Annotated in this window: 12 protein-coding genes; 10 read left to right on the top strand and 2 right to left on the bottom strand. The window is 56.8% G+C overall.

Going from position 1 to position 16,406, the window contains the following annotated elements; translation table 11 throughout:
- Positions 1 to 43 precede the first annotated feature (43 nt).
- Complete coding sequence (gene tdh / locus ABD890_RS18415; protein WP_345093142.1) at positions 44 to 1,078, bottom strand: L-threonine 3-dehydrogenase; 1,035 nt, start codon at positions 1,076 to 1,078, stop codon at positions 44 to 46.
- A 255-nt stretch (positions 1,079 to 1,333) separates the two neighbouring features.
- On the opposite strand from tdh, the gene ABD890_RS18410 reads away from it, so the two are divergent.
- A complete protein-coding gene (locus ABD890_RS18410) occupies positions 1,334 to 1,735 on the top strand; it encodes a VOC family protein (RefSeq protein WP_345093139.1) in 402 nt (133 codons plus the stop codon).
- 148 nt (positions 1,736 to 1,883) lie between these two features.
- On the opposite strand, the gene ABD890_RS18405 is transcribed toward ABD890_RS18410, so the two are convergent.
- On the bottom strand, positions 1,884 to 3,185 hold the full coding sequence (locus tag ABD890_RS18405) for a Gfo/Idh/MocA family oxidoreductase (RefSeq protein ID WP_345093136.1): 1,302 nt from the start codon (positions 3,183 to 3,185) through the stop codon (positions 1,884 to 1,886).
- 388 nt (positions 3,186 to 3,573) lie between these two features.
- Between ABD890_RS18405 and rpsD the strand changes: the two genes are divergently transcribed.
- The 9 genes from rpsD (at position 3,574) to ABD890_RS18360 (ending at position 16,396) form a co-directional block, all read left to right on the top strand.
- Positions 3,574 to 4,182, top strand: a complete 609-nt coding sequence (gene rpsD, locus ABD890_RS18400; RefSeq protein WP_345093133.1) for a 30S ribosomal protein S4 — start codon at positions 3,574 to 3,576, stop codon at positions 4,180 to 4,182.
- A 199-nt stretch (positions 4,183 to 4,381) separates the two neighbouring features.
- Positions 4,382 to 5,812 carry a dihydrolipoyl dehydrogenase gene (gene lpdA / locus ABD890_RS18395; protein ID WP_345093130.1) on the top strand — a complete coding sequence of 477 codons (1,431 nt, stop codon included), beginning with the start codon at positions 4,382 to 4,384 and terminating at the stop codon, positions 5,810 to 5,812.
- 288 nt (positions 5,813 to 6,100) lie between these two features.
- The gene (aceE, locus tag ABD890_RS18390; protein WP_373356489.1) at positions 6,101 to 8,803 is read left to right on the top strand and encodes a pyruvate dehydrogenase (acetyl-transferring), homodimeric type; all 2,703 of its coding nucleotides are present in this window, start codon (positions 6,101 to 6,103) and stop codon (positions 8,801 to 8,803) included.
- Between the two features lie 84 nt (positions 8,804 to 8,887).
- Positions 8,888 to 10,270: a 2-oxo acid dehydrogenase subunit E2 gene (locus tag ABD890_RS18385; RefSeq protein WP_345093126.1), complete on the top strand. Its 1,383-nt coding sequence runs from the start codon at positions 8,888 to 8,890 to the stop codon at positions 10,268 to 10,270.
- 139 nt (positions 10,271 to 10,409) lie between these two features.
- Complete coding sequence (locus ABD890_RS18380; RefSeq protein ID WP_345093123.1) at positions 10,410 to 10,814, top strand: hypothetical protein; 405 nt, start codon at positions 10,410 to 10,412, stop codon at positions 10,812 to 10,814.
- Between the two features lie 2 nt (positions 10,815 to 10,816).
- Positions 10,817 to 11,164 (top strand): hypothetical protein, encoded by a 348-nt coding sequence (locus ABD890_RS18375; protein WP_345093120.1) that lies wholly within the window; start codon positions 10,817 to 10,819, stop codon positions 11,162 to 11,164.
- 99 nt (positions 11,165 to 11,263) lie between these two features.
- On the top strand, positions 11,264 to 13,342 hold the full coding sequence (locus tag ABD890_RS18370) for a zinc-ribbon domain-containing protein (protein WP_345093117.1): 2,079 nt from the start codon (positions 11,264 to 11,266) through the stop codon (positions 13,340 to 13,342).
- Between the two features lie 63 nt (positions 13,343 to 13,405).
- Entirely contained in the window at positions 13,406 to 13,813 is a 408-nt protein-coding gene (locus tag ABD890_RS18365) for a hypothetical protein (protein WP_345093113.1), read from the top strand.
- Between the two features lie 126 nt (positions 13,814 to 13,939).
- On the top strand, positions 13,940 to 16,396 hold the full coding sequence (locus tag ABD890_RS18360) for a WD40 repeat domain-containing protein (RefSeq protein ID WP_345093110.1): 2,457 nt from the start codon (positions 13,940 to 13,942) through the stop codon (positions 16,394 to 16,396).
- The last annotated feature ends 10 nt before the right edge of the window (positions 16,397 to 16,406 follow it).

The following is a 16,406-nucleotide window of genomic DNA, read 5'->3' as shown; positions in this document are numbered from 1 at the left end:
AGTCGAGGGTGGCGCGAGGTTCGTTCGCGCCGCGGATGGTGTCTTACGTAAGTTCGGCCCAGTCGAGAACGACTTTGCCGGACTGGCCAGAGAACATCGCCTCGAAGCCTGCTTCATATTCGGTGAACGGCAAGTGGTGCGTGATAACAGGACTGATGTCCAAGCCGCCCTGCAGCAGCACGGTCATCTGGTACCAGGTCTCGTACATCAGACGGCCGTAGATGCCTTTGATCGTCAGCATGTTGAAGATCACATCGTTCCAGTCGATCGAGATTTCATCTGGTGGAATGCCAAGCATCGCGATTTTGCCCCCGTGGCTCATGTTGGCGATCATGTCGCGGAAGGCGACCGCGTTGCCCGACATTTCCAGGCCAACGTCAAAGCCTTCGACCATGCCCAGTTCTTTCTGGACGTCGCTCAGCTTTTCATTCCGCACGTCGACGACACGAGTCGCACCCAGCTTCTTGGCCAGTTCCAAACGCCATGGATTGACGTCGGTCACCACGACGTAGCGAGCCCCGGCATACTGGCAGACCGCCGCGGCCATGCAGCCGATGGGACCTGCCCCGGTGATCAGGACGTCTTCGCCCAGGACCGGGAAGGTGAGGGCGGTGTGCACGGCGTTGCCGAACGGATCGAAGATCGAAGCGACGTCGAGCGGAATCCCATCGGCATGATGCCAGACGTTGGTCATCGGAATCGAAATGTACTCTGCGAAGGCCCCTGGGCGATTCACGCCGATGCCGACGGTATCGGCACACAAGTGGCGACGACCCGCCATGCAGTTGCGGCACTTGCCACAGACGACGTGACCTTCGCCACTGACGATCTGGCCAGGCTCGAAGATATGAACGTTCGAGCCAACTTCGACGATCTCGCCAACGAACTCGTGACCGACGACCATCGGAACCGGGATGGTTTTCTGAGCCCACGCATCCCACTTGTAGATGTGGACGTCGGTGCCGCAGATGCCGGTCTTCAAGGTCTTGATCAGAACGTCGTTAATGCCAATGGTTGGTTCCGGGACGTCTTCCAGCCACAACCCTTTTTCCGCATGACGCTTGACGAGCGCTTTCATTGAATGGTGGTCCTAGCGAGTGCTCTGCGCGAAGTTAAACATGGGGCCCATTCGATTGATTGTAAGCAGCCAACTACGACTCGCGAATGGGCGGGATGCCGCGGAAAGGCAACAAAGTTGAGGGTTGTTTAAGGAAAATCGCTAACAGCTAAACAACCGTTTGGTGACAGTCGCAACTGTACCCATGGCGACAGGGGGTTGTGCTGAAAGTATCTTAGAAGCACCTCGAAAACGTTCGCTCGAAGGAATGCAAGCATGACACGACCACTCCCGTTGAAGGGACTAAATCACCTGGCCCTGGCCGTTCGCGACACCGCGGTAAGCCGCGACTTCTACCGCGATGTCCTCGGCTTTCGCGAGGTCGAACGCCCGCCGTTCGATTTCCCTGGGGCCTGGCTGGTTGGCTATGGCATTCAGATTCATATCTTGGAAACCGAACACCTCGGTCAGTTCGGCGAAGGCCCCAATTCGCGCGCCGACCACTACGCCTTCGCCCTGGAAGATGACCGCCAGTTGGTCGAAATCTTGAACGAACATGGCATCCCGTTTATTCAACGGGTCAACGCTGGCAACATCCATCAAACGTTCTTCCAAGACCCCGATGGGCACTCGATTGAAGTGGCCGTCTACCCGGCCGATCCGCCGTTCATCGACTAGCGGATAGAGGCGAGGCACATCATCCGAACGTATGGCCGAATTGAATTGAATCGTTGCGGAAGAACGTTCGAGTTGAAGATCAAGAAACAAAAAAGCCCTGGGGCATCGTTGGATGTCCCAGGGCTGCTTCATTTGCAAATTGAACGACTTAGATTCGCCAGCCTTCGCGGTACTTCCGCTCGATGTACTGGTTGGCGGAATCGTTGTTGGTGACCTTCAATGACTTGGCGTCCCATTCAATGGGACCGCCGGTGCGGAAGGCGACGTTGCCCAGCAAGACGGTTTCGGTCAACGGACCGCTATAGTCGAAGCTACAGGTCGTTGGCGTACCTTCTTTGCAAGCCTTGATCCATTCCTCGTAGTGGCCGATCGACCGCGGAATGGTTTGCTCTGGCGCTTTCCAGTCGGTGAACTTATCTTCCGGCAGCAGTTTGAAGTCGCCGTAGGTCGCGATCATCATTCCCTTCGTACCGTGGAAGACCACGCCACTGCCAGGAACCGCTTGCCCGTTGATCTCGCGTGGGCAGTGATCGCCATCACGCCACCTCATGGTGACGGCCGGTGCGACGTCGGTCTTTGGGAACGTGTAGTTCACCGTCAGGCCGAGTGGCGCGGTGTTCGGATCTGGCGAAGGACCTTCCGCTCCGATCTTGGTTGGGTACTTCAATTTCAAAGCCCAGAACACCAGGTCGATGTAGTGGCAACCCATGTCACCAAGCGTACCGCCACCGAAGTCCCACCAGCGACGCCACTGGGCTGGCATGTAAACCGGCGAGTAAGCTCGTTCGGCTGCTGGGCCGAGCCAGAGATCCCAGTGAACGTTCTTGGGAACCGGTGGTGGATCGGTCGGGATCGTACCGCCGCCCCAGCCTTTACCGACCCACACATCGACGTGCGTGACGTCGCCGACAGCGCCGGCCTGGATCGCTTCCACCACGCGGCGATAGTTATCGCCGGCATGGATCTGCGTTCCCATCTGCGTCGCCAGCTTGTGTTTGACGGCATAGTTCGTCATCTCGCGGGCTTCGTGCACGGTGTGCGTCAGTGGCTTTTCACAATAGCAATGCTTGCCCAACTGCATGGCCCACATCGAAGCCGGAGCGTGGGTATGGTCTGGCGTGCTGACCACCACGGCGTCGATCGACTTCTCTTTGTCGAGCAGGACTCGGAAATCGTTGTAGCGATTCGATTTCTTATCGGCGTACTGCTTGAGAGCCTGATTCAGATAGTTGTCGTCGATATCGCACATGGCCACGAGGTTTTGGCCACTGACACCTCGGACGTTCTCCGCGGCGCGGTTCGCCACGCCGATACACGCGATATCGAGAAGCTCGTTAGGCGACTTCGATTCCGCTGCGGATGCCAGGGAGTGGAAGCCAGTGCCAGCAACCATGGCGGCTGCGGCAGAGGTGCGGAGAAAGGAACGACGACTGAGAGACGGCTGTCGCATGGGCAAGATTCCTTCGAGAGTTGATTGTGAGGCGAGGGTAGAGAAGGGGTGTGAAGTTTTGATTATCGCCGAGTTTTCCCCGATCTGCAAAGTTAGATCTCGGACGGGGCCTATTAATAACGAATAACTCTTGAACTTTGTCCTAGGCAAAACAGGGGCTAAGGGGAGGTTGGAGGGGTGAAACTTGAGCATAATCGGACGATAACGAATTTTCGCCGTAGGGCTAGCGGTGCCCCCTTGTCAAAGGAGGAGTGCTTCGGCACAATGTGTGGTTTCCACCCTGACTCTCTTTGTCGTCAGGGGAACAATCGTGGATGTAGGAATCGTCATTCCCGCTGCGATCACAGTTGGTGGATTCCTGGGAAAGTAGTGTAGGAGTTAATCGTTCATGGGCCATTACACCGGTCCGAAGGCCAAAGTTAATCGTCGTCTCGGAGCTGTCATTTACGAAAGCCGTGGTGCCATGCGCGCCGCCGACCGCCGGCCTTCTCCCCCAGGTATGCACAACCGTCCGAAGCGACCGTCGAACTACGGTGCTGCTTTGATGGAAAAGCAAAAAATCAAGCACTATTACGGTATCGGTGAGAAACAGCTCCGCCGCTACTTCGACCACGCCAAGCACAGCAAGGGCAACACGGGTGAAAACCTGCTGACCCTCTGCGAACGTCGCTTGGACAACGTGGTGCGTCGTGCTGGTTTGGCTTTGACCCGCTGCCAGGCCCGTCAGGGTATCGTGCACGGCCACTTCCTGGTCAATGGCCAGAAGGTGGACAAGCCATCGTACCAGCTTCGCCCTGGAGACGTCATCAACGTCCGTGGTCGCGAGAAGCTGCAGATCATGTATCGCAGCATCCACTCGGACGCTTCGGGTGAACCAGCCGCGTTCCTGTCGGCTGACCCGGAAACCCTTTCGGCGACCTTCGACGCCGTGCCAGGCCCGGAAGATATCAGCCTGCCGGTCGACGTGAATATGGTGGTCGAATTTATGTCGCGTTAATTTCCGAAAGTTCATTTTCGGCAATTCGCAACAATTCGTAGATTTCAAAGGGATTCCGGCACGATGGCCCGTCGCGGAATCCCTTTTTTTTTGGTTCAATGTGCCCTGTTACCGTGAATACTGAGACGTGGAGCCCCACAATCGCATCTCAGTGAAGTAACTCACCTTATTGCCTTAGAAAATTTGCTAGAGAGACATCATGGCTCATACCCAATTGGCGGTCATCGGAGGTGGTCCCGGGGGCTACGCAGCGGCGTTTCTGGCTGCTGACGAAGGAATGGAAGTCACGCTGATCGAGAAGGATACTCGTCTGGGCGGTACCTGTTTGCTCCGCGGTTGTATCCCGTCGAAGGCCCTTCTACATGTGGCCAAGGTGATCGACGAAGTCCACGAGATGAACAAGGACTGGGGTGTTACTTTCGGTGAGCCTCAGATCGACTTGGATAAGCTTCGCGCCCGTAAAGAAGGCGTGATCAAGTCGCTGACGACTGGCCTTGGGCAATTGGCCAAGAAGCGTAACGTCACCGTCATCAAGGCCAAGGGCAGCTTCATTGATTCCAGCACCATCCAGTTGGAAGGGGACGACCCTTCGATTCCTGAAGGTGGCAAGCTGACGTTCGATCACGCGATCGTCGCTACGGGCTCGGTCGCGGCGGTTCCTCCAGCTTTCCAGATCGACTCTCCCCGCGTGATGGACTCGACGGGTGCTCTTGAGCTGCAAGACATCCCAGAAACCATGCTGGTCATCGGTGGTGGTTACATCGGTCTTGAAATGGGCACGGTGTACGCCCACCTTGGCACGAAGGTTAGCGTCGTCGAATTGACCGACGGTCTGCTGCCAGGTGCCGACCGTAACCTGGTCAAGCCATTGGCCAAGAAGCTCGACGAACTGTTCGAGGGCCGCATCTTCACCAATACCAAGGTTGGTTCGCTGGGTGATCGCGACGACAAGGTTGAAGTCGCATTCGAAGGCCCCGGTAAGTTCGGAACGTTCAAATACGACCGCGTCCTGGTCTCGATCGGCCGATGGCCGAACACCAAGGGCATCGGTCTGGAAAACACCCAGGTTGTCGTCGACAAGCGTGGCTTCATCGGCGTCGACAAGCAGCTGCGTACTGCTGATCCGAAGATCTCGGCCATTGGCGACGTCACCGGCAATCCAATGCTGGCCCACAAGGCGACCCACGAAGGTCGTACCGCTGTGGAAGCGATCCTCGGACATCCTGTCTCCTTCGAACCGGCTGCGATTCCAGCCGTCATCTTCACCGACCCAGAAATTGCCTGGGCTGGCCTGATGGAAGAAGAAGCGAAGGCGATGGGCAAGAAGGTCGAAGTGGCCCTTTACCCATGGGCTGCCAGTGGTCGTGCTCAGGCACTGGGCCGCACCGATGGTTTGACCAAATGGGTCATCGACCCAGAAACGCAGCGCGTCCTGGGCTGTGGTATCGTTGGCCCAGGTGCCGGCGAGATGATTTCGGAAGCCGTTTTGGCTCTGGAAATGCGTGCTGAAGTCTTTGATTTGACCTCGACTGTCCACCCGCATCCGACTCTGAGCGAGACGGTTATGAACGCGGGCGAGGTATTTTTCGGCACGGCCACGGAAATTTACAAGCCAAAGAAGAAGTCGTAAGGCTTTCTCTGGTAATAGTTTGCGTAAATGTTAAGGCTTCTGATGATTCTGCGGGTTGCAGAACCGGAAGAGGGTTCGTCCGCGACTCGCTGACAAACGCAGCGAGCGCGGTAGAATTCAGACTCGAAGCCTGCCTCGGGCCTAAACCGAGATTGATCTTTGAGATAAGTTAATCGAGGGTTGCTTCGCCAGACGAAGCCGCGCAAAGAGTACGCGGCGACTCCGTATGACATGACTGGCGTTAAGCAACGGACTGAATAAAAGGGAAGTTGCATGGCGAACGCCAAAATGATGCCGGCCGAAGAGAATTTGATGCGGAACAATCCGGCGACCTTCGCTGCCGACGTGGATCCAGCTGAAACTCAGGAATGGCTTGATTCTCTCGACTACGTTTTGGAAGGCAAAGGCGACGACCGGGTTCGCTTCCTTCTTTCGGCTTTAGAAAATCGTGCTCATGCACGTGGTGTCGATATTCCTTTCGCCGCCAACACGCCGTATATCAACACGATCCATTCTTCGGATCAGCCAGCCTATCCGGGCAACCGCGAGTTTGAACGCCGCATCAAGAGCATCATTCGCTGGAATGCGATGGCGATGGTGACTCGGGCCAACAAGAATTTTGAAGGCCTCGGCGGTCACATCAGCACGTTCGCTTCCAGCGCGACGCTGGTGGAAGTCGCTTTCAATCACTTCCTGCGTGGTCGTGGCAGCGGCTTTGAAGGTGACCAGGTTTATTTCCAGGGTCACGCTTCGCCAGGGATCTATTCGCGAGCGTTCGTCGAAGGTCGTTTGACCGAAAAGAACCTCGAGAACTTCCGTCGCGAACTGCAGCCTGAAATGGGCCTGTCGTCCTATCCACATCCTTGGTTGATGCCAGACTTCTGGGAATTCCCCACGGTCTCGATGGGTCTTGGTCCGATCTGCTCGATCTACCAGGCACGCTTCAATCGCTACTTGCACGACCGTGGTTTGAAGGACACCAGCAAGACCCGCGTCTGGGCGTTCCTCGGCGACGGCGAATGCGACGAACCAGAAACCTTGGGTGCCATCAGCCTCGCTTCGCGTGAGCAACTGGACAACCTGACCTGGGTTATCAACTGCAACCTGCAACGTCTCGACGGCCCAGTCCGTGGTAATGGCAAGATCATCCAGGAACTGGAAGCGGTCTTCCGTGGTGCTGGCTGGAACGTTGTGAAGGTCGTTTGGGGTAGCGACTGGGATGCTCTGCTAGAAGCCGACAAGACCGGCCTCTTGGTCAAGCGAATGGAAGAAGTGGTCGACGGTCAGTACCAGAAGTACGTCGTCGAATCGGGTGATTACATCCGTAAGCACTTCTTCGGCAAATACCCAGAACTGCTCGAACTGGTCAAGAACTACTCCGACGAGAAGCTGCAGAAGCTGACTCGCGGTGGTCACGACCCAGAAAAGGTCTACGCCGCATACAAGGCAGCGACCGAATGCAAGGGCAAGCCAACCGTCGTCATCGCGAAGACGATCAAGGGTTATGGTTTGGGCGAAGCAGGCGAAGGCCGCAACGTCACCCACAACCAGAAGAAGCTCAACGAAGAAGAGCTGCGAGAATTCCGTACGCGATTCAGCATTCCGATTTCGGACGAAGAAGTCGTCAAGGCTCCGTTCTACCGTCCGCCGGAAGATAGCGCTGAAATGCGTTACCTGCAGAAGCGTCGCGAATCGCTGGGCGGTTACGTCCCTTCGCGACCGAAGAACTACCCAGTCTCGACCATTCCAACGCTCGAAGCCTACAAGGAATTCCTTGGCGGCAGCAAGGGTAAGGAAATGTCGACCACGATGGGCTTCGTCCGCCTGCTTTCCAAGCTGTGCAAGGACGAGAACATCGGCAAGCAGATCGTGCCGATCGTCCCCGACGAATCGCGTACCTTCGGTATGGAAGGTATGTTCCGCCAGGTTGGTATCTACGCCCATTCGGGTCAGTTGTACGAACCGGTCGACTCCGATCAGCTGATGTACTACAAGGAAGCTAAAGACGGTCAGATCCTGGAAGAAGGGATCACCGAAGCAGGCTCGATGTCGTCGTTCATTGCGGCAGGCAACGCCTACTCGCAGCACGGCATCAACATGATTCCGTTCTTCATCTATTACAGCATGTTCGGCTTCCAACGCATCGGCGACCTCGTCTGGTGTGCGGCCGATACGCGTGCCAAGGGTTTCCTGATCGGTGGTACCGCCGGTCGTACGACCCTCAATGGCGAAGGTCTGCAGCACCAGGATGGCCACAGCCACCTGAACGCGATCGCCTTCCCAACGGTTCGTTCGTACGACGTGTGCTACGCCTACGAAACGGCTGTCATCGTGCTCGACGGCATGAAGAAGCTGTACGAAGAAGGCGACACGGCGATCTACTACGTCACCGTTGGTAACGAAAACTACGCCATGCCCGAGATGCCTGAAGGTGCCGAAGAAGGCATCATTCGCGGTATCTACAAGCTGAAGAATCAGCCAGCCGACAAGGCTCGGGCAACGGTTCAGCTCATGGGTAGTGGTACGATCACCCGCTGTGTGATCGACGCCGCTCAGATCCTGGCGGAAAAGTACAACATCGCCAGCGACGTCTGGGCCGTGACCAGCTACACCGAGCTGCGTCGTGACTCGCAAGATGTCGAACGCTGGAACATGTTCCATCCGACCGAAGAGCCCAAGAAGTCGTACATCGAGACGATTATGGAAGGTGTGGAAGGACCGTTCATCTCGGCATCGGACAATGTTCGTGCCTGGGCGGAACAGGTTCGTCCGTATCTACCGGGCAACATGGTCGCCCTGGGCACCGACGGTATGGGCCGCAGCGAAACTCGCGAAGCCCTGCGTCGTCACTTCGAGGTCGACGCCGAATCGATCGTCATTGCCACCCTGTACGAACTCGCACGCACCGGCAAGATCGAACGGACCGAAGTGGCTCAGGCCATCAAGGATTTGAACTACGACGCTGAAAAGCCCAACCCATACTTCGCCTAACAGCGAACCGTGGGCTCGATTGCCGAGCCCACGCTGGCTTTTCGTAGCGACTGAAGATAAGCATTCCAAGCAAGGTTATTCACCATGGCAATAGACGTACAACTTCCTGACCTGGGTGATGGAATTGAATCGGGTGATGTGCTGGCCGTTCACGTTTCGGTCGGTGACTCGGTTGAAAAAGGTCAGACTCTGATCGAAATCGAAACCGATAAGGCAACGGTCGACGTTCCTAGCACCGAAGGTGGCAAGGTCACCAAGGTTTTCGTGAAGACCGGCGACACCGTCGCGGTTCACGCTCCGATCGTCACCATCGACGGCGCTGGCGGCGGAAGCTCGGCACCTGCTCCAGCTGCCCCGGCCGCGGAAGAAAAGGCTCCGGAACCAGCCGTTCCGGCTGCTGCGGAACCTGAAGCCGCTGAAGAAAAGCCCGCCCCGGCTGCTCCTGCCGCACCGAAGCCAGCTCCGGCCCCGGTCGCTGCGCCACGTCCGGTCACCCCTCCGCCAGCTCCGGTTAGCGAAGCACCAAGTGCCGACGAAAGCGTTCCGGCCGGTCCTGCCGTTCGTCGGTTCGCTCGCGAAGTGGGCGTCGACCTGCGTAACGTTCAAGGTTCCGGACCAAATGGTCGTATCGAACGCGAAGACGTTCTGCGTACCGTGCGTGACCTGAATCAAGGTGGCGGTTCCAGTGCGAAGTCGGGCGGTTCCGCTCCGGCCGCAACCGGTGCTCTGCCATCGCTGACCGGCGAAGCTCACGAAGACAAGTACGGTCCGGTTCGCATCGAAAAGATGAAGAAGATCCGCAAGGTGACCGCCGCTCAAATGACCAAGAGCTGGACGACCGCACCACGCGTGACCAACTTCGACGATGCCGACATCACCGCATTGGAAGAGCTGCGTCAGCAAAGCAAAGACGACTACGCCGAAGCAGGCGTCAAGCTGACCACCATGCCATTTCTGATCAAGGCTGTCGCGGTTGCTCTGCGGGAGCATCCAGAACTGAACGCCACGATCGACATGGAAAACGAACAGGTCATCTACAAAGACTACGTTAACGTCGGCATCGCTGTCGATTCGGAACGTGGCCTGGTCGTGCCGAACATGAAGAACACCGATCGCATGTCGATTCCGGATATTGCTCGCAACCTGCAGCAAACCGCCAGCGACATTCGTGGTAACTCATTCGAGATGTCGGTGCTGCAAGGTGGCACGTTCACCATCAGCAACCTGGGCGCGATCGGCGGTACCTACAGTACGCCTATCATCAACGTTCCAGAAGTCGCCATCTTGTTGGTCGGTCGCTCGCGTAAGATGCCGGTTGTGGTCAAAGACCAGATCGTCGCTCGCTTGATGATGCCAATGAGCCTGTCGTACGACCATCGCCTAGTCGACGGAGCCACGGCCCAGCGATTCCTGAACGACGTCAAGAGCTTGCTGGAAAACCCAAGCAAGCTGCTGATGGCCCCGTAACTCGCGCGGTCACATCGCCGCGGGCAATGGCCCGGGACGTCAAACCGATTATCGAAAGCCCCTTGGCATCCACGATGCGAGGGGCTTTTTGCTTTCCACCCACATCTCATCCCATCAACACTTACGTCAGGCTTCCCGCATGGAAACTCTCAAATCGCAAATCATCGAATACAGCATCGAGAACGAGTACGAAGCGACGCAGTTCGCTACGGCGAAGTGCGAAGTTTGTAGCGGCGACGTCTTCGAAGTGCTGATGAACGAAGAGGAAGGCATTGCGTGTCGCGTTTGCGTGAAGTGCGATACCGAGCATGGCATCGGCGATAGCGACAGTTACGTCGATGAAGTCGAAGAAATCTTCGACATGATTTGTACCTGCGATGGGACTCATTTCCAGGTCATGGCAGGCGTCTCGCTCTACGAAGACAGCGAGGACGTTCGCTGGTTCTACCTGGGCTGCAAATGCGTCGAGTGTGGCCTCTCAGGGGTCTACGGCGATTGGAAGAGCGAATACCAAGGCTACCAGGCCCTTCTCAATAACGTTTAGCCGTGGACCCTTCCCAGCAGAATCGCGGCCGCCAGGAACCGCTAGGCCTGGACGAGATTCTTAACGACTTCCAGCAGCGCAAACGTTGGCCCAAGGATGTCGCCGAGTGGATCGTGCGATCGCGGCCAGATGACGAGTTGCTGTTGAACTTGATGAACCGCGACTGTCAGCGGCATCAAAGTTTGGCACTGCATGTCGTTGGCCAATTGGTCGAAATCGATTCGCCCCACGTGCCTGGTCGGGCAGTGGCGGCAAAGGTGCTGCAGCTTCTGGAAAGCGAATGGTTTAAGCCGAAGCGGCGTTATCTGCGCGGCCTCAAGCTATGGGCTTCGCAGGCCGTCGGTACTTAAACGAAACTGGTTGGTGGACCGCCAATCGATCTGATGGAAACGGCTAATGCGAGGGGCTATAATTCGGCCTGAACTCGGTACCCCCTCAGAGCCAGTCCCATGTCAAAACTTCTCATCGTTTGTCCCAACTGTAGCGCCAAATATGCTGTTGCCGATGCCAAAGTCTCCGGCAAGAACGTTTCGTGCCAGAAGTGCGGTCAAAAGTTTGTCGCCAAGGTAATGCAGGCCAAGCCAGCCCCGGCGAAAGCGTCTGAGCCTGACACGTCGGCCGGCATGCCCGGGGACGATTTGTTCGGCGGCGATCCGTTGGGCGGCGGCAACGATCTGTTTGGCGACTTTCCATCGTCCTCGTCGGCCGCTTCCAGCACGCATGCGCCGTTGGCTTCCGTTTCGCGAAAGAAGAGCAGTAAGGGACCGAATCTGAAGCAATTTCTTCCGCTGATTTTCGGCGGCGTGGGCCTGGTCGCGTTGGTCGTGATCGGGATGATGACCTACTCGTTTGCCGGTTCCGCATGGCAAGCGATGGAGCAGCAAGCCAACAACGAGGAAATCGCCTACGGTGCCCATCTGGCGATCATGGAAAAGCAGTTCGAGAGCACGTTGCGATTTATCGAGGCGCTCGAATCGATTCAGGGGAAGGACGACTATCCGCAGTTCGTTTATGCCGTGCAGCAGGAAACGAAGAAGCTCGACGCCCTCAAGCGAGAGGCCGCAAGCCTCCCCGCTTTGCCCAAGCATCTCCATTCGCAGATGGAGCAGGACGTCAAGAAGATGGCCAGCGACCAGGAACAACGGATCAAAGCGGCAGGGCAAAAGCTGGCGGAATATCGCCAGGATGCCGGAGTCGCCAATGCCATCTCCCTCTACTACACGGCGCTGGGGCAAGTAGTCAATGAGATGAACGTCGCCAACGAACGGCCACCCGAAGAGCAAGCGGCACTACTGGAAAGAAGCCAACAGCAGCAAGCTCAAGCGTCGCAGCCAACGAACATGCCTCGTAATCTCTATCGATCGGCCCTGAAAAAATACGACGAGCTCATCGAGGCAACCAAGCGTTTGCCTGACTCGCCTTTTCCAAAAGTCGACTTGGAACAGGTCGCTCGTCTCCAACGCGAGATTCATGCGATGGGCACCGAATACCGCGAGATTCCCTTTTTCCTGGGAACGGGAATGGATGCCTACATCGCCACGTCACAGAATGGCACGCTGATCAAAAATGCTCAAGCGAAGTGCCAATACTTGTTGCTGGACTATCTCGATACCGACATTCCCGCAGACAGTAAAGAAGCAGCAGATCTAGCGCTGGAACAGTCGAATGCCAATCGCGAGGTCTGGAATTACATCGGTGCTGATTTGCCATTGATGAAAGACGCTCAGGAAATCGGTCCTTCCTATCTGAACTTTGGGGTCGACGAATTCACGCGTTTGGCGGAGCAGCACAACAAGTACCAGCAGCAGATGGGATCGAGCCCGTTCGTGGTGATGGTGATTGATCGCTTGTTCCTGCCAGAACTGACGAACTGGCTCGACGGCAACTTCAACGACCAGTGGTACGGAATGGATACGCGAAGGGCGTTTGTCATCTGGAGGCCACTTAATAGTGGCGAGACCATCCCTTCGGCTCTCACAAGTGGCGAGCCTTTGCGTCCTCGGGAAGTCGAGGGAGTGCAAGTGATTGCGATGCCGTTCACCGATGCCATTGGCCAAGCACTGAAAAAAGATGGCGAGCCTGATCGAGCCGAACTGGCGACACACTTCCAAGGCCGGCACTTCGTGGATGGGCGACCGCTCGCGATGAATCCCGGTGGTTCCCAGCCGCCAGGCATGAATCGACCTGGCCCGGCCGGTCCTGGATTTGGACCTGGTGGAGGAAGGCCCAGCATGGGAGGTGGCCCTCCTGGTGGAAATCGAGGACCAAGATCGTTCGAAGAGTTCATTCAAGAGCATGGGGCGCAGAACGTTATTCGCCTGGAAATGTCTGCTACCGATTCCGACATGCGTCGAGGCATCATCAAGCAGTATCGTCCCCGCGCTGCCTTTGGCTCGACCGACAGCAAGACGGGTAAATTTATCTACATGCTGACCTACGATGGGGACATCCAGCAGTTCGCCAACGATTTTAAGTTGGGTGAAGTCGAAGAAGTCGTGCCCAGCGAACGACTCATTCGCTTTAAGTAGTTCGCCACACCCCTGCGTTGATCATGGACTTACCTCATTCCCTTCCGACTTGAAAGAGCATCGATGGCGTTCCTGAAAGCGATTGGCGGATTCATCGCAGGCATGGTCGTGGCCTTTGTGCTGGTGATCGCAGTGGAAGGCTATAGCGCCGTCGTCCATCCATTTCCCGAAGACTTCGACGGAAGCATGGAAGAGGTGTGCCTGCATGTCGAACGCTATCCCGCGTGGGTCTTGGCGACCGTGATCCCGATGTGGGGACTGCTCGCGTTTCTAGGGGTGAAGGTGGCGAACTGGATCGGTAGTTGGGGAGCTGCGATTCCGGTAGCCGTGCTGCTGTTGGTCGCGGTCGGCTTCAACCAGTGGATGGCACCTTATCCGATCTGGTTCGAAATCGGGAACTTCATCGTGATGCCACTGGCCATCTGGTTCGCACTGTCCCGGCGAAAACCACCCGTCGAAGTTGCCGAGTAAGTTTGAACTCACACATTTCTAATTGTCGCAAATTGTTCTGACTGGGGGCTGGTTTGCGGTAGGATGGGGGTCGTGTTGGAAGGCGATTCCGACGACGTTTCCTGCCGTTAACCCCCTCGAACTGTTATGACTTCTTTCGCGATCCTTCCTCAGCCACGTTCTGTTCGGGCGTGGGGAATCGGGGCCTTGTTGGTCAACATGCTTCTGCTGCTGGGCTGCGAAACGAAAGAGCCAGTGCCTGAGTCGCCACCAGAGCAACCCAAAACAGAAGAATCGGCAAAGGTCGCTCCGTCGCCGAAGGCTGAAAAGCCGATCGACACGCCAACCGTCGAAAAGCCGAAGGAAGAGGACGACTTCGAAATCCAGTTGGAATACGATAAACCATCGCTCCAGTTGTTGCCCCCCTTAACTGCAGAAGGTACCGCGTCACCCGATCCAGCGCAGTGGTGGTGGAAATACGAAACACTGCTCGAGCATGTTCGGAAGGAGGGCGTTCATCCGGCGAGTGAGCAGATTGTCGAGGCCGATTCGTCACGCAGCGCTCAACTGCTGGTAGCGGCGATGAAGCTGGGGGCTGGGACGCTCGAAGAAGAGCCGCAGCTCTTATGGCGAACGATTTATGCCCATACGCGATCGGTGAACGATCCGCAGATCAATGCAATGCTGGCTCCAGCACGGGACCAGCAAACGTTCGTGCCGATGTTCCTGCCACCGAATCAAGTGGGCGGGAACTTACTGCAGCGGTTTGCATTCGACAAAAGCCTCGATCGGCTGGCAGGCGTGGCGATCTCGCCGGATGGAACAGCGCTGGCCGCGATTGATTCCAACAATGGTCGTGTGAAAATGTTCGAGCTCTCGACTGGCAAGCTGTTGTGGGAAGGGGAGCGGATGCACCTCGGCAGTCTGGCAGGCGTCGCGTTCTCGCCCGATGGCAAGTGGCTGGTATCGGCAGGCAACTTCAGGAAATCGGTTGTGCTGTGGGATACGTCGAGCGGCGAAGTGCTCAAGAGTTTGCCTGTCGTGAAAAGAGGTGGCCCGCAAAGTGTCGCGTTTTCTCCCGATGGTAAAACGGTCTTGATCGGGAAAGACCGTGCAGGGGCCGATGACGAAGAGCCCGTCTTTCTATGGGACGTCGAAACCGGCGAGAAGCGCTCGATCAAGATCGATGGGAACAATGCACGTGTGGTCGCCTTTTCGCCCGATGGCAAATGGCTCGCGACCAACGCGACTTCCGAAAAGCTTCCTTTCATCGATGTGGCCAGTGGCGAAGTCGCTCAGGAAGTTGGACCACTTCCACGTGGCGTCGAAGTGTTCGCTTTATTCGCCGATGGCAAACGAGTTGCGATCGCCGCAGGCTGGCACGATCCGGAAGTCGAGATTCGCGACATCGCGACCTCCAAGGTGGTGCAGTCTTTCAAAGTGGATGGCTTTCGGGTGGTCTCGCTGGCGGTGTCACCGGACGGCAAGTACATCGCGGTCGGCAACGATAAGGGATCGGCCCAAGTCTGGGATGTCGAAACCGAGCAGTTCGCTCCGCTGCAAATTACGCATACCGGCAGCATCGCTTGTCTGGCGTTCTCGCAGGATAGTCATCTGCTGGTCAGCGGCGGTGGCGATGGCATGATTGCCGTCTGGGATCTGTACGCCAAGGAAGTGACGCAGCCGCAGCAGTGGCAAAACAATCGCATCGTGACGACGGCCATCTCCAGCGATGGCAAGTTGATGGCCACCGGCGGCGGCAACGCCGATGCGATTATCTGGGATGCGGCGACCGGGCAGCAGAAAGATGTCATTCACGAACCGTTCCCAGCCGAGACGATCGATCGGGTGCTGTTCTCGCCAGATGGAAAGCAAATGGTGTTCACCTTTGGTCAGCCGCAAGTGGTGCTGGTGAAACTCCCCGAGGCGCTCCGGGAAGGGAAGCTCGATGGACCTAGCGTACAGGGGAACTTCGGCCCGTCCGGATTGTCGATGGTCGCCTATTCGCCGGATGGCAAGACCATCGCACTTGGCGGAATGGAAGAGGTATCGATCTGGAAGATGCCGGAGGAAGATAAAGTCCATTCCTTCAAAGACGTGAAAGAAGGAGCGTTCGTCGATCAGGTTGCCTTCAGCCCAGATAGCTCACTCGTGGCGTGTACGTCGGTGAGTGAAGACAAGATTCGCATCTATGAAGTCGCTTCCGGTAAGCTCAAGCAAACTGTGGAAGTGCCGCACTTGGTGGGACCGCAATTCTTTCTGGCCGATGGCAAGTCGCTGGTGGCGGCGAATGTGAGCGAAGTCTATTTGAAACAGGACTTGCAGATCATCGATATCGAATCGGGGAGCGTGATCCGCTCGATGCAGATCCGGTCGACTTACCTGCGCGACATGGCTCTTTGCGACGAAGGGAAAACGCTTGTCGCGCTCGAAGGTGATGGTTGGCTGGAGTTCTTTGATTTGGAAAGTGGCAAGCGACTGGCAGTTGCCAAGGTCGACGCCGAAGTGTGGCGATTGGCCAGCAGCGCGGATGGCAAGATCGTCCCGGCCGGCCACCGCGGGTACGTGCAGCTTTATCAGTGGAAACGTCCTGAAGCGAACTAACCCACGAAAA

This window comes from Bremerella cremea (genome assembly GCF_039541315.1).
Classification (GTDB): Bacteria; Planctomycetota; Planctomycetia; order Pirellulales; family Pirellulaceae; genus Bremerella; species Bremerella cremea.
This window is presented reverse-complemented; position numbering and strand designations above follow the sequence as displayed.

Coding starts and splice junctions, on each gene's coding strand:
- tdh (WP_345093142.1), bottom strand. CDS start 1,078: ATGAAAGCGCTCGTCAAGCGTCATGCGGAAAAAGGGTTGTGGCTGGAA.
- ABD890_RS18410 (WP_345093139.1), top strand. CDS start 1,334: ATGACACGACCACTCCCGTTGAAGGGACTAAATCACCTGGCCCTGGCC.
- ABD890_RS18405 (WP_345093136.1), bottom strand. CDS start 3,185: ATGCGACAGCCGTCTCTCAGTCGTCGTTCCTTTCTCCGCACCTCTGCC.
- rpsD (WP_345093133.1), top strand. CDS start 3,574: ATGGGCCATTACACCGGTCCGAAGGCCAAAGTTAATCGTCGTCTCGGA.
- lpdA (WP_345093130.1), top strand. CDS start 4,382: ATGGCTCATACCCAATTGGCGGTCATCGGAGGTGGTCCCGGGGGCTAC.
- aceE (WP_373356489.1), top strand. CDS start 6,101: ATGATGCCGGCCGAAGAGAATTTGATGCGGAACAATCCGGCGACCTTC.
- ABD890_RS18385 (WP_345093126.1), top strand. CDS start 8,888: ATGGCAATAGACGTACAACTTCCTGACCTGGGTGATGGAATTGAATCG.
- ABD890_RS18380 (WP_345093123.1), top strand. CDS start 10,410: ATGGAAACTCTCAAATCGCAAATCATCGAATACAGCATCGAGAACGAG.
- ABD890_RS18370 (WP_345093117.1), top strand. CDS start 11,264: ATGTCAAAACTTCTCATCGTTTGTCCCAACTGTAGCGCCAAATATGCT.
- ABD890_RS18365 (WP_345093113.1), top strand. CDS start 13,406: ATGGCGTTCCTGAAAGCGATTGGCGGATTCATCGCAGGCATGGTCGTG.
- ABD890_RS18360 (WP_345093110.1), top strand. CDS start 13,940: ATGACTTCTTTCGCGATCCTTCCTCAGCCACGTTCTGTTCGGGCGTGG.